Annotated in this window: 13 protein-coding genes; 8 read left to right on the top strand and 5 right to left on the bottom strand. The window is 66.4% G+C overall.

The genetic code is table 11. From position 1 onward, the window contains the following. The 3 genes from IM708_RS18770 to IM708_RS18760 all read left to right on the top strand — a co-directional run. Nucleotides 1–135: ATP-binding protein (locus IM708_RS18770; RefSeq protein WP_209428100.1), on the top strand; the 135-nt coding region annotated here is incomplete at its 5' end. A 180-nt stretch (nucleotides 136–315) separates the two neighbouring features. Then, the gene (locus tag IM708_RS18765) at nucleotides 316–597 is read left to right on the top strand and encodes a S24 family peptidase (RefSeq protein ID WP_209428098.1); all 282 of its coding nucleotides are present in this window, start codon (nucleotides 316–318) and stop codon (nucleotides 595–597) included. 193 nt (nucleotides 598–790) lie between these two features. Then, complete coding sequence (locus IM708_RS18760) at nucleotides 791–1,468, top strand: helix-hairpin-helix domain-containing protein (protein ID WP_245243319.1); 678 nt, start codon at nucleotides 791–793, stop codon at nucleotides 1,466–1,468. 65 nt (nucleotides 1,469–1,533) lie between these two features. Here IM708_RS18760 and IM708_RS18755 read toward each other — a convergent pair whose 3' ends face one another. Then, entirely contained in the window at nucleotides 1,534–2,157 is a 624-nt protein-coding gene (locus IM708_RS18755) for a serine hydrolase domain-containing protein (protein ID WP_209428097.1), read from the bottom strand. Nucleotides 2,158–2,292: 135 nt separating this feature from the next. Between IM708_RS18755 and IM708_RS18750 the strand changes: the two genes are divergently transcribed. The 4 genes from IM708_RS18750 to IM708_RS18735 all read left to right on the top strand — a co-directional run bounded on the left by IM708_RS18750 (nucleotide 2,293) and on the right by IM708_RS18735 (nucleotide 5,716). Next, nucleotides 2,293–3,372, top strand: coding sequence for a Tat pathway signal protein (locus IM708_RS18750; protein WP_209428096.1), 1,080 nt, complete (start codon nucleotides 2,293–2,295; stop codon nucleotides 3,370–3,372). A gap of 9 nt (nucleotides 3,373–3,381) precedes the next feature. After that, on the top strand, nucleotides 3,382–4,335 hold the full coding sequence (locus IM708_RS18745) for an alpha/beta hydrolase (protein WP_209428095.1): 954 nt from the start codon (nucleotides 3,382–3,384) through the stop codon (nucleotides 4,333–4,335). Continuing rightward, complete coding sequence (locus tag IM708_RS18740; RefSeq protein WP_209428094.1) at nucleotides 4,332–4,712, top strand: hypothetical protein; 381 nt, start codon at nucleotides 4,332–4,334, stop codon at nucleotides 4,710–4,712. Before IM708_RS18745 ends, IM708_RS18740 begins: the two co-directional genes overlap by 4 nt. 251 nt (nucleotides 4,713–4,963) lie before the next feature. Next, on the top strand, nucleotides 4,964–5,716 hold the full coding sequence (locus IM708_RS18735; RefSeq protein WP_209428093.1) for a hypothetical protein: 753 nt from the start codon (nucleotides 4,964–4,966) through the stop codon (nucleotides 5,714–5,716). 209 nt (nucleotides 5,717–5,925) lie between these two features. Here IM708_RS18735 and IM708_RS18730 read toward each other — a convergent pair whose 3' ends face one another. Genes IM708_RS18730 through IM708_RS18720 form a run of 3 tightly spaced genes read right to left on the bottom strand, consistent with a single transcriptional unit; the run spans nucleotide 5,926 to nucleotide 7,303 of the window. After that, the gene (locus IM708_RS18730; RefSeq protein WP_209428092.1) at nucleotides 5,926–6,432 is read right to left on the bottom strand and encodes a hypothetical protein; all 507 of its coding nucleotides are present in this window, start codon (nucleotides 6,430–6,432) and stop codon (nucleotides 5,926–5,928) included. A 19-nt stretch (nucleotides 6,433–6,451) separates the two neighbouring features. Beyond that, on the bottom strand, nucleotides 6,452–6,946 hold the full coding sequence (locus IM708_RS18725; protein WP_209428091.1) for an RES domain-containing protein: 495 nt from the start codon (nucleotides 6,944–6,946) through the stop codon (nucleotides 6,452–6,454). Nucleotides 6,947–6,952: 6 nt separating this feature from the next. After that, nucleotides 6,953–7,303, bottom strand: a complete 351-nt coding sequence (locus tag IM708_RS18720) for an antitoxin Xre/MbcA/ParS toxin-binding domain-containing protein (RefSeq protein ID WP_209428090.1) — start codon at nucleotides 7,301–7,303, stop codon at nucleotides 6,953–6,955. A 670-nt stretch (nucleotides 7,304–7,973) separates the two neighbouring features. Between IM708_RS18720 and IM708_RS18715 the strand changes: the two genes are divergently transcribed. Continuing rightward, nucleotides 7,974–12,644, top strand: coding sequence for a RecQ family ATP-dependent DNA helicase (locus IM708_RS18715; protein WP_245243321.1), 4,671 nt, complete (start codon nucleotides 7,974–7,976; stop codon nucleotides 12,642–12,644). 333 nt (nucleotides 12,645–12,977) lie between these two features. On the opposite strand, the gene IM708_RS18710 is transcribed toward IM708_RS18715, so the two are convergent. Next, nucleotides 12,978–13,371: DUF6362 family protein (locus IM708_RS18710; protein WP_245243318.1), on the bottom strand; the 394-nt coding region annotated here is incomplete at its 5' end.

Genomic DNA, 13,371 nt, shown 5'->3' with positions numbered 1-13,371 from the left:
AACCTCGCCTTCGGCGAATGGCCAAGCGTCTTCGGCGACGCCAAGATGACGACCGCGCTGCTCGACCGCCTCACCCACCATTGCGACATCGTCGAGACCGGCAACGAAAGTTGGCGGTTCAAGACCCGCGCCTGACGCCCAGACGCCCGCTGAACCGAGCCGGCTGCGCAGCTTGATAGCTCCGCCGCCTCGGGTCAGCTACCCATGCGCCAGAGGGGTCCCTTTTGCGTGCCGATACGGGGTCCCGATTCAATGCTGATTGACACCCATGGGCGCTGACCTCAGACAAGCGATCGGCTCAGGGCCACCCCCTCCATGCTGCGCGTTTTGGCCGTGGAGGGTGACAGCATGATGCCGACCCTCATCGAGGGAGATGTCATCCTCGTCGACATGAACCAGCGCAATCCGGTTCCGCCTGGAATTTTCGTGCTGCACGATGGACTGGGCCTCGTGGCCGAGCGGCTGGAACACGTGCCGATGAGCGACCCGCCGCGCTTGCGCATAATTTCCGTCAATCCGCGCTACACGCCCCATGACTGCACCACCGACGAGATCAATATCGTCGGGCGCGTTCGCTGGTACGGACGGGGGATGTGATGGACCCTCGCTTTGAACGAGGAGGCGCGCGGGCGTCCTGAAAACGGAGCGCGCCCGACGGTGCTTCCATCGGGCGCAATCGCGTCATGGTGAGAACCATCGTCAAGGGGGCCAGCCCTGCCACGGCTCGGAGACAGCCGATCGAGCGCAGCCCGTGAAGCCGGCACCGACATCGCAATCAGCCTCTGAGGTCTTGTCCGGTCTGGTCGAGCGGGTCACGTTCCACAACCCGGAAACCGGCTTTTGCGTGCTGAGGGTCAAGGCGCGGGGTCACAGGGATCTGGTGACCACCGTGGGCCATGCCGCCATGATCTCGGCCGGCGAATGGATCACGGCATCGGGCATCTGGCTCAACGACCGCAATCACGGTTTGCAGTTCAAGGCGCATTTCCTGAAGGTCTCGGCCCCCTCTACCATCGAGGGTATCGAGAAGTATCTCGGTTCAGGCATGATCCGCGGGATCGGCCCTACCTATGCCAAGCGGATGGTCAGGCTATTCGGGAAGGACGTCTTCGACATCATCGAGGCGGCCCCGGAGCGTCTGCGCGAGGTCGAGGGGATCGGACCGATGCGGGCCGCCAAGATCACCTCGGCCTGGGCGGACCAGAAGGTCATCCGCGAGATCATGGTGTTCCTGCACGAGCATGGCGTGGGAACCGCCCGCGCCGTGCGCATCTTCAAGACCTACGGCACGGACGCCATTCAGGTGATGAGCGAGAACCCCTACCGACTGGCGCGCGACATCCGCGGCATCGGGTTCCGGACGGCCGATCTCATCGCCGAAAAGCTTGGCGTCGCGAAAACCGCGATGATCCGCGTCCGCGCGGGAATTTCCTATGCGCCGCCCTCGGCGCTGATCGAGGCGATGTAGCGGGGCAGGCGCAGGGCTTTGGCGCCGGCGTGGAACGGGGCGGGACTATCGTTTGCCGGACCGGCTTAGATGTAGGTGTCCCTGAGCCCCAGCGGCGCGAAGACCTCGTTGGCCAGCAGCCGGGGAAGGTCCTTGCCGCTGACCGTTTCCAGGATACGGCCGAGTAACTGATAATTGGTGTCGGAATAGTTTACCTTGCCCGGGGCGCCGGGGGCGAAGCGGGCGGGCAGGCCGCGCACCGCCTCCAGTGTGCGCTCCAGCGGCCAGGCACTGTCCTCGCCCGCCATCAGCGCCGCCATGTGGCTGCGCCCGTCCGGACCCTTGAGCGAGAAAGAGTCGCGCAGGCCGGTTTGGCTTGAGATCAGGTGGCGGATCGTGATCTGGCCCGTCCGGTCGACCCCCCGCATCACATGAAGCCCGGCGATCAGGTCGGCGGGCAGATACCGCGCCATCGGATCGTCGAGCGCGAGTTGCCCCCGTTCGACCATGCGCATGACCACGATGGTGATCACCAGTTTGGTGACGCTGGCCGCGAAGAACCGGCTTTCGGGTCGCAGGTCGCCCGCAGCCGCGACGCAGCGCGCGTTCTCCGGCGCATGATGAACGGCCAGAACGGCGCCATACACATGGCGCGACCGGCACATGCGCCCAGCCTGTGCCTGGACAAGATCGACGGTGAGGTTCGTCATCGCCGCGCATCGTAGTCCACAGGACGCCCCGTCGATAGTCCCGGAGCGCCGCAGCGCATGACCGAGGTCAATTCGCTGCAATGCAGAATCGTGGTAAGGAGTATGTCTCTCGCCGTCCATCACCGGAGTATCCTGATGCCCTCCCGTCGTTCCCTGCTGCTGACCGGCGGTGCGCTCGCCCTCGCGGCGTCAGGCGCTTACATGCTGACCCGTGGGCCGGACCATGACGCTGCCACCAATGCCCTGTGGTCGCCGCGCGATCCGGGCAGCCTTGACGGGCTGGTGCATTACGCCACCTTGGCCGCCAACAGCCACAACGCCCAGGCTTGGCGGTTCAGGCAGACGGTGGACGGGGTGGCGATCCTCCCAGACATGACCCGCGCGTTGCCTGTGGCCGATGCCGACCACCACCATCTCTATGCCTCGCTCGGCTGCGCCGCGGAAAACCTGATGCTTGCGGCGGGCGCGGCCGAGCGGTCGTCCGCGCTCGATTTCGTGCCCGAGGGCGAGGGGCGGGTCGAGATCGCGCTCGGGCACGGGGGTGGGCAGGATCCCCTGTTCGAGGCGATCCTCGCACGCCAATGCACCCGGTCGGATTATGACGGCCGCGCGGTCCCGGCGGCTGATCTGGCGGCGCTGGAGGAGGCGGGGCGCGTGGACGGGGCCGAGGTGATGCTGATCACCGATCCCGCGCTGATTATGCGGGTGTTGGAGCTGATCCTGACCGCCAATGCCGCGCAGGTCTCGGACCCGGCCTTTGCCGCCGAACTGAAGTCCTGGCTGCGCTTCAATGCCCGCGCCGCGGTAGAGTCGAGCGACGGGCTCTTTTCGGCCGCCTCCGGCAACCCGAGCCTGCCGACGCCCCTAGGCCGGTTCATGTTCGACCGTTTCTTCACGGTCGAAGCCGAGAACGACCGCTACGCCCGGCAGGTGCGCTCTTCGGCCGGCCTTGCCATCATCCATTCCGACCGCGACGATCCTGCGCATTGGGTGCAGGCCGGGCGCAGCTATCAGCGCTTCGCGCTTCAGGCCACGGCCCTCGGCATCCGGCACGCGCATCTCAACCAGCCGGTCGAGGTGGCGGCGACGCGCCCGCAGCTGCAATCGCTGCTGGGCCTCGGCGACCGCCGCCCCGACATGGTTCTGCGCTTCGGCTACGCACCGCCCATGGCCCGGTCGCTGCGCCGCCCCGTCGCGGCGGTGATCGATGCCTGAGGCATTGCCGTGAGACGGCGCGCGCGCTGGCTGATCCTTCTGGCGCTGGCGCTCGGCGCGGGCGCTGTCGGGCTCGCCCATCAGCGCGACATGCGGGCGATCCACGCGCGGCTTGCCGCCGAGGCGCGTGTCGTCGAGACGGGCTTCGGTCCGGTCGCTTTTGCCGAGGGCGGCACAGGCGCGCCGGTGCTGGCGATCCACGGCGCAGGCGGCGGCTACGATCAAGGGCCGCTACTGGCGCGGGCCTTCCTGCCCGAGGGCTATCGATGGATCGCGCCGTCGCGCTTCGGCTATCCCGGATCGAGCCTGCCTGCCGATCACTCGACCGCTGCACAGGCCGATGCCTTTGCCGAGATGCTCGACAGCATCGGCATCGAGCGGGTGACGCTGCTGGCCATGTCGGGCGGCGTGCCGCCTGCGCTGCAATTCGCATTGCGCCACCCGGATCGCACGCAGGCGCTGATCCTGCTGTCGCTCGCCCCCTATGCGCCGCTCACGGCCGAGGAGCAGGAATTGCCCGTGCCCCTCTGGCTTTACGAGACGCTCTTTGCCACCGACCTGCCGCTCTGGATGGTGTTGCGTCTGTCGCCCCGCGCGCTCGCCCCGATGTTCGACGCCCGGCCCGAGCTGACCGCGCAGATGACCGCGCGCGAGGCCACTTTCCTTGATGCGATGATCGCGGCTTTCCTGCCGGTCACCGTCCGCCGCGGGGGGCTGGCGAACGAAGGCGCGGCCATCGACCCCGCCCACCCCATCGACCCGGCCGCGATCACAGCTCCGGTCCTGATCCTGCACACCCGCGACGACCGGATCACCCCGTTCTCCACGGCGGCCTTCACCGCCGAGCACATCCCCGGCACCGAGTTCCTTGGCTTTGAGACCGGCGGCCATCTGCTGCTCGGCCACCATGCCGAGGTCCGCCAGCGCATCGCGGACTTCCTCGCGGACACGTCCTCTCTATGATCGCTGCGCTGCGCCTTGGCCTCTTCTACTTCGCCACGGTCTTCGCTGTGGGCTTCGTCCTTGGCGCGCTCCGTACGCTTGTCCTGATCCCCGTCATGGGCGAAGTCGGCGCGGTGCTTCTGGAACTGCCGGTGATCCTGACCGCCGCTTGGGTGATCTGCGGGCGGCTCGTGCGCGGTCGGCGCCTCACGGTGGCCGAGGCGGTCGCGATGGGGACGACGGCCTTCGTGCTGCTGATGCTGGGCGAGGCCGGTCTGTCGGTCTGGCTCGCCGGCAGGGCGCTTGCGGACCATGTCGCGCTCTACGCGCAGCCCGCGCACTTGATCGGACTCGCCGGCCAGGTCGCCTTTGCGGTCTTTCCAGTTCTGCGAAGTTGATTCAAGCTTGGTGTCAGAGCCCGGAGCGATCGGGCTCCGGAGGCAGCGATCGCACCGTCTGCTTCCGTCACGATCCGCCCGGTGGCGATCGCCTTGCGCACTGCGCTTTCGCTGCATCCACGATGCACTGCATATGCCCGCCGAGAGAGCCCCATCGATTCAAAAACATCCTCTTTTCAGTGGATTGGGAGTTGCGCCAACGCGGCGGTCGAGCCTGAGTGAGACCGCAACCAGCCAGAAAGGAGCACCCCATGCCCGCCAAGGTTCACCCCGCCGACGAGGCCGCCGCCCGGATCATCGCCCGCGCCGAGCGCTTCGAGGTCGCGCTCTTCCAGGGGCAGGGGCGCTACGCCAAGGCCGAAGCCCCGACCCTGCCGCAGGCCCGCGAGGTTGCCGCCCGGCTTGAGGCGGAGATCGCCAATGGCAAGCGCGCCATGATCTACGCGCTCACCCCCGAGGGCCGCTCGGCCCTTGTCACCGATGCCACCGAAACCGCCATGGACACCAGCGAGATGCAGATCTACACCAAGAAGTTCAACGCCCGCCGCGCGGCCCAGCGCGCCGGCATCCCCGACGATCGGATCGAGGTTCTGCGCACGCCCAAGGGCTATGTCTGGCGCGACACCGGGCCGATGGCGCCGGCCCCGGCCGAGGCTGCGGTGGCGCCAAGCGCCGAGGCCGTGCCGGCGGCTGCGCCCAGCGCCAAGGCTGAGCCGGCGGCAACGCCTGAACCCGCCGCGCCCAAGCGCACGCGGATCGATTACGACAAGCTCGAAGCCGAGGCGCACAAGGGCCAACTGCCCGAGCCGCCGGATTTCTCCGCGCCGACCCACGCCCGGTTCGGCAACAAGCTCGCCAAGCTGACCGAGCTTGCCGGCACCGGTGACATCGAGGCCCTGCGCGCCTTCGAAATCAACCCGGTCTCTTCCAGCCCCAAGGCGATGGCTCGCTATCGCGACCTCTGCATCATCGCCCTCGAGGCCCGCGCGGAGGCGGCAGCGTGAAGATCATCCGCAGCTTTGAGCCCGGCGATCGGTATCGCTACGATTTCGGCATCTGCAGCCCGGCCCGCGGCTGGGCGCAGGTCGACACCGCGCAGGATGCCTCGTGGTTCGGCAGATGGGCCTCGTCTGCCGAGCGCGTGATCCTCAATTACGCCGAGGGCGATGTGACCCGGCAGGTCTGCGAGACCGACCAGGAATTCGCGCAGGCGCTACGCGATCTCGACCAGTGGAACCGCGATCACGGCTATATCGCTGGGCGGCGGGTAGGGCACCCCAAGCATCTCGCAGATTGCCGTCAGGCGTGTGGTGCGTCCGGAGCTGGGTTCCTTCATCCACTCTCCGATGGTCGGGCCGAAGGTTTCGTTCACCTTCGCTTCCACCGAGACCGCACATGTCCCTCCCTCTGTCCTGATGAGCACGAAGATATCGCATTGGCTTTCACGCTGGCCGCCGGGGAGCGGAACCTTGTGCTCGGGGATTGCAAGGAGTAGCTCGGCGCCGTCGCCGAGAATTTCGCGGATTTCCGGCGGCAACCCTTTTGCCGCTTCCCACGACAATGCCGCCGCCATCGCAGAGTATCCGCGTCGCCAGTGCTTTCCCGGGTCCGCAAGGAGCTTCTGCCAGTCTTCCGGCCCGCTTGTGGGAACAAGTATCTTTGACATTTCATCAGCTTCGGCGCCAACTGGCGCAATAGCAAGGTCATTCGGCGCCAGCATCAGGACGGCACTCGCCCCGTCAGCCCAAGCGCCCCTCATCATCCACCAGTCGCAGACGCGCGGGCAATTCCGCACCCCAGTCCCAGAGCACAAGGTTCAGATCCTGCTCTGTTGCGCCCTTGGCAAAGGAGCGCACCTGCAATCCGGCATAACCTGCTGCCTTCAGCCTTTCGGCCAGCTTCTGCGTCGGCGCCTTGCCCTCTGCCAGCATTTTCAGGCGCCAGTCGTCGGCGGCGAGTTGCTCGGGTGTGACCCCTTCTGCGCCCAGCGCGGTGGCATCCGTCGCATCGAAGATTGGGCCGAGATCAGCCTCGTAGGCCACCAGCGTCGTGGGTTGCAGCGTGCCGATCTGGTTTGCCTCGCGGATCGCGGTGATCACGGTTTGCGAGGTGTAGAGCGCGGCCATCCCCTTGGGGTTGAAGCGCCCGCCGTAGCGCCGCGCGCCCTCGCCCGACAGCGGCTCGCGCGCATAGACCGGGTTCAGTGCCCGATAGAGGAGGCCCGCATAGCGCATGCGGCGTCAGGCATGCACGCCGGCATCCACGGCGTCGATATAGTCCATCACCTCGGCCGCGCGGCCGTCGCGCACCAGCTGCATGGCGGTCAGCCCGTCGAAGCCCGCCAGCGGCTCCGAGCGATACCAGGCATAGGCGATCAGCGCCGAGCCGAAGCGTGGCTCCACCCGGTTCAGGATCTCGACCATCTCGCGCAGACGCTTCTGGGTCTTCGGGCTCTGCACCCGATCGGCGCGCATGAGCGCGTCCCGGCCAAGCCCGACCGTCCGTGCCACCTCGTCCTTGGTGGTGCGCAGCACAGCCGCGATGCGGGCCGGGGCAAAGACGCCGTTTTCGGCGAAGGATTCAAGGTGCATGACGGTCTCCACACGATCTGACGCAATATAGAGACAGAACATGTGGCAAACAAGGGAAAGGCACTCTTGCCGGAGTGACGTGATGTCCAGACGATGAAGTGTGGGACGCTTTGTGGGCGGGGACAGACACGTCAATCGTGCTTCCTGAGCACCAGCGTCAAATCCGGTGCGATGATGGTTCCTTGTTAATCGGGCAAAGTTATCAGAGGCTTGAAAAGCTGCTATCGCTTTTGGACCTCAGGATGCTGAACGTGTGACCCTTGACCCCAGCCCCTTTCTGTCCCGCTGTGTTTCGGTCGATCTCGAGGTGGATCCGAAGTCAGCGCGGCTGTTCGCCTTCGCGGCCGTGCATGGTGAGAAAGCACTGGTGCATCGACGCGGGGCACTTGAGCCCGCTCTCGATCGGCTGGAGGCATTTTGCGAGGGCGCCGGGCATCTGATTGGCCACAACATCCTGCGCCATGACCTGCCGCATCTGGTGGCGAACCGGGCGCGGCTGGCTGCCCTGGGCGCAGCCCCGATCGACACGCTCTGGCTGAACCCGCTCGCCTTCCCACGCAATCCCTACCATCACCTTGTGAAGCACTATCAGGACGGTCGTCTGCAGGCCGGGCATGTGAACGACCCCGAGCTGGATGCGCGTCTGGTGCTGCAGGTGCTGGGGGATCAGATGGCCGCCTTCGCGAATGTCAGGGTGGCGACGCCCGATGCCCTTCTCACCTATCACCACCTGACGACGCGCGGCGAGACTGCGGGCGGCTTCGACGCACTGTTCCGTTACCTGCGCAGTGCCTCTGCACCGGACGCGGACGAGGCGCATGCCGCCATCCGCCGCCTGCTTACCGATCACGCCTGCACCCACCGGTTGGATCAGACGATTGGCCGCCTGTCCGATCCCCGCCTGGGTTGGCCCATGGCCTATGCGCTGTCGTGGATCTCGGTGGCGGGCGGGGACTCCGTCATGCCGCCTTGGGTGCGCATGCAGTTTCGTGAAGCCTCGCTCATCGTGCGGCATTTGCGCGACACGAATTGCGGCGACGGGGCCTGCGCTTGGTGTGCGGAAAAGAACGACCCGGAGAAGGCGCTGGAGCGGTGGTTCGGGTTCCCGGCCTTTCGCCCAGAACCAGTGGACGAGATGGGCAGGCCCCTACAGGAACGCATCGTCGCCGAAGCGATGGCCGGAAAGAGCGTGCTGGGTATCCTGCCGACGGGCACCGGCAAATCCATCTGCTTCCAGATCCCGGCTCTGTCACGGTTCGACAAGACCGGGGCCTTGACGGTAGTGATCTCGCCTCTGGTCGCGCTGATGGCCGATCAGGTGCAGGGGCTTCAGCGCGCCGGGATCTCCTCGGCGGTCACGGTGAACGGGATGCTGTCCTTGCCGGAGCGTCACGATGCGCTCGAAAGGGTGCGGATGGGCGATGCGGCGATCCTGCTGATCTCGCCGGAACAGCTGCGCTCCGTCTCGATCCGCACGGTGCTGCAGCAGCGCGAGGTGGGGCTCTGGGTGCTCGATGAGGCGCATTGCGTCTCGAAATGGGGGCACGATTTCCGGCCGGACTATCGCTATGTCAGCCGGTTCATCCGCGAGTTCTCAGGGGATGCCGTGCCACCTGTTCTGTGCCTGACCGCGACCGCCAAGCCCGAGGTCGTTCGCGATATCCGGGATCATTTCCAGAGCCGCGTGGGCGTGGATCTGATGCTGCTCGACGGTGGGGCGGTACGGACGAACCTGAGCTTTGCCGTGCTTCCAACCCAGAAGGCCACCAAGCTCAGCGATATCTTGAACGCCATCGAGGCGAACCTGCCCGCCGAGGGGGCATCGGGGGCGGTGGTTTATTGTGCAACGCGCGGGACAGCGGAAAGGGTCGCGGAATTCCTGAAGGAGCAGGGGCTCGCGGCCGATTACTTCCACGCCGGTCTGTCGGCCGAGCGCAAGCGTGAGGTGCAGGAACAGTTTCGCACAGGCTCGTTGCGGGTGATTGCTGCGACCAATGCGTTCGGGATGGGGATCGACAAGCCCGATATTCGGCTCGTCGTGCATGGCGACATTCCGGGGTCGCTGGAGAATTACCTGCAGGAGGCAGGTCGTGCCGGTCGCGACAGGGAGCCGGCAAGTTGCGTGCTGCTCTTCGCCTCTGAGGATGTGGAGCGGCAATTCAGCCTGTCCGCCCGATCGCGCCTCGCGCGACATGAGATTGGCGCGATCCTGAAGGCTCTGCGCCGGCTCGACACACGGATGAAGACCGGCGAGGTGGTTGCGACCCCGGGCGAGATCGTGCGCGAGGAGAAGGATCAGGAGTTCGAACGCGACAAGGCGACGGACGACACCCGGGTCAAGACGGCCGTGGCCTGGCTCGAGGAAGCGAAGCTTCTGTCGCGGGAAGAGAACCGGGTACAGGTCTTCCCTTCCTCGCTCCGCATCCGCAACGTCGAGGAAGCTGCCGCGATCCTGGACCGTGTTCAGATCACTGGTACGCGGCGCAGGCAGCTGCTCGACCTCGTGCGGCATGTGATGAACGCCGCCCCGGATGAAGGCGTCTCGACCGACGATCTGACCGGTGCCTGCGGGCTGTCGGGAAGGGCGCTGACAAAGGCGCTCGCCGATCTGGAAGCGCTGGGCATTGCCAGCAACGACACGGCGGTCACGGTCTTCGTGCATCTGGGTGTAGAGGACTCCTCGATGCGCCGCCTTGAGATGGCTGCGCGGATGGAGAAGGACTTGATCGATCTGATGCGTGAGGCCGTGCCGGAGGCCGAGGGCGGCGAGGCGCAGCCCTTGAACCTCACCGAGACCTGCCAGACGCTGCGCGACCGGGGGCACACCGGGGTGCGCCCGGACCTGGTGGAGGTGCTGCTGCGCGGCATCGCCCATGATGGCCGGGATCAGGACGGTGGGCGTGGCAACCTGCACCTGCGGAAGGTCAGCCGCAATACGCTGTTCCTGCGGCTGCAGCGGTCATGGTCTGTGCTGGAGCAGACCGCATCGCTACGGCGGGAAGGAGCCCAGATTCTTCTGGCTCATCTGATTGGCAAGGTCACGAAGGGCACGCGCGGCAAGGATATTCAGGTGGAGACGACGCTCGGCAACATGCTGGCGGCGCTGAATGGGGATGCGTTGCTGCGGGGCGCGGTGCAGGACATGACGCGGCTGATGGACCGTGTGCTCTTGTGGCTGCACGAACAGCAAGTGGTGACGCTGGGGCGCGGCCTGACCGTCTTCCGTCCCGCGATCACCGTGCATCTGGATGCCAAGGGTGGGCGGTTCACCGAACAGCACTTCACGCCCCTCGACGAGCATTACACCGAACAGACGATCCAGACCCATGTGATGGCGGCCTATGCCGAAAAGGGCCTCGCCCGGATGGATGAGGCGCAGCGGCTCTCAGAGGACTATTTCGTTCTCGACCGCGACGCCTTCCTGCGCCGCTGGTTGCCGGGGAGAGGGGCGGAGTTGCGCCGGCAGACGACTGGCCCGTCCTGGAAGGCGATCGTCGAGGCGCTGGAAAACCCGGTGCAGCAGGACATCGTCCGCGACGATCGCGAGCAGACCAACGTATTGGTTCTGGCGGGGCCCGGGTCCGGCAAGACGCGGGCGCTGGTGCACCGGATTGCCTATCTGATCCGTGTGCGGCGCGAAGACCCGCGGGGCATTCTGGTTCTCACCTACAACCGACACGCTGCTGCGGAAATCCGCGAGCGTCTGCGGCGGCTCATTGGCGAGGATGCCGCGGGTGTGACAGTGTCAACCTGCCACGCGCTGGCCATGCGGCTTGTGGGCGCGAGTTTCGTCGGCGATGGCCCGCGCGACTTCGATGGGATCGTGATGGAGGCGGTGCGGCTTCTGCGCGGTGACGGCCTGACCAAGCCCGAGGCTGAGGCCCTGCGCGACACTCTGATCCAGGGATTCCGTTGGCTGCTGGTGGACGAGTATCAGGATATCGGGCCGGAGGAGTACGCCCTGATCGCCGCGGTCGCAGGGCGGTCGCTCGAGGATCCCGATCTCAGGATCAGCCTCTTTGCCGTGGGTGATGATGATCAGAACATCTACGCCTTCGCGGGCGCCTCGGTCGAGTTCATCCGGCGGTTCGAGGCCGAGTATGCGGCAAAGCCCGTCTATCTGACCGAGAACTACCGCTCGACTGCGCACATAATCACCGCCGCCAATGCGGTGATCGCCCCTGCTGCGGCGCGGATGAAGGCCGGCCACGACATCACGGTAAACCGGGCGCGGGCAAAGTCTCCGCCGGGAGGAAACATGGCCGCGCTCGATCCCGTCGCACAAGGACGGGTGAGCCTGCTCGAGTGCGGCCCGGGAGATTCAGCGCAAGCCGTGGCGGCCGTCGAGGAACTCGTGCGCCTGTCGCGGCTTGATCCTGACTGGTCATGGCGCCGCACCGCGATCATCGCGCGCGAATGGCGTCGGCTCGAACCGGTGCGTGCCCTAGCGGAGAGAATTGGCCTTCCGGTCGACCTCGCAAACGAAACTCTTCCCAGCGTCTGGCGCCTGCGCGAAATGGAGAGGTTCATCCGCGCGCTTCTCGCCGATCGCACGCGCCTGCTGACCATCGCCGACCTGACGGAAATCCTGAACGGCTTGCCTCAGTCGCGCTGGACGGACCTCATCGGAGAAGGCATTGGCAACCTGGCGCGCGAACTGGTCGAGAAGGCCGCCCCCGTGCCGGATCTGATCCAGTGGTTCGGGGAATGGGCGCGGGAAGCCCGCGGCGAACAGCGGGGGCTCCTGCTGCTCACCGCCCACCGTGCCAAGGGGCTCGAGTTCGACCATGTCGCCATCCTTGACGGTGGCTGGGACCGCCCCTCGCGCAACGAGGACGCCGACGCCCCGCGCCGCCTGTTCTACGTCGCCGCGACGCGCGCGCGGGCCAGCCTGACAATCCTGACCGACGGGGTTCATCGCTTCGTCAGCCCCGAGGGAACGGCGATCCTTCTGCGCCGCGTCACCCCCGATCCAGACGCCCTGCCGAAAAGCCGCCTGCGCTACATTGCGCCCGATCCCAGGCTGGTGGACTTGTCCTTCGCGGGGCGGCTCGCCGCAGGTCATCCCTCGCTCGGGGCCATCCAGTCCGCGCGGATTGGAGCGCCTGTAACCCTTGCCCGCGATCACGACCGTTGGCTTGTCCGGGATGTCGAAGGCCGGCTCCTCGCCCGGATGTCTCGTAGCTTCGTCCCGCCTGAAGGTGCACGGTTCCTCCGCGGTGAGGTCGCGGCGATCCTGAGGTGGCGCAAGGAGGACGGCGACGAGGCCTATCATCATCTGCTTCGCCGCGACGAATGGGAAGTCGTTCTGCCAGAACTCGTGTTCGAAGGGGGCCAGTGAAGGCGGTTGGGTATGCTCCGCGGCTCGGTTCTTTCGGTCCAACGCTTCGAGGATACAGGGGATCAGCCGGTTGAGCGGCATGTCGATGATTTGCATTCTTCCCCCATCTTGGCCAGTGCGCACGGCCCCGCGCACCTGCGCACCCCGCAATGCGCACCCAGGGTGCGAACCCCGATTTTTCCTTTGACGCTAGCGGATTAACGCGCTTCCGCCCCCCGCATACGCCCGGGCCCGGGAAGAACCTATCCGGGGCATGGCGCGTACGGGAGGCGATCGAGGCGCCCGATTGTGTGGCCGATCCGGGTGGGGTCAATGCCCGCACCCTCTCTCAGCCTATCCCTTATTTGCCGCAAAACCGGTGCGGATGTCGCGCCCGAAGTTCAACGCATCCTGCCCGTTGTCCTGCACCTTTGCGGCGTCCGTGCGGGGTCGGGGGCCGGGCGTTGCGACGGCCTCTTTTGCAGCTTTCTTCTTCACCGCTGTTTTCGCTTGCTTTTCCAGCTTCTTCGAGATCGTCACAAGGGCGGCCACCCAGCGGCGCCAGGCGGTCGATCGTACGGAACCCGCGCGAATGCAGACCTGCCGCCAGCGCATGTTCTCGGCTCGCAGCCAGACGATCCGGGCATCTTCGGGGTCGAGCCACAGAAGCCAGTCGAAGCATTCCTCCATCCGGGTGATCGCCGCGGCGCTGGGCACAACCCGCATCGGCTTGCCCTCGTCATAGCCT

Origin of the sequence: Pararhodobacter sp. SW119, from assembly GCF_017811755.1 — a bacterium.
GTDB lineage: Bacteria > Pseudomonadota > Alphaproteobacteria > Rhodobacterales > Rhodobacteraceae > Pararhodobacter.
The sequence above is the reverse complement of the archived record's forward strand: the minus strand, read 5'-3'. Positions and strand labels throughout refer to the sequence as shown.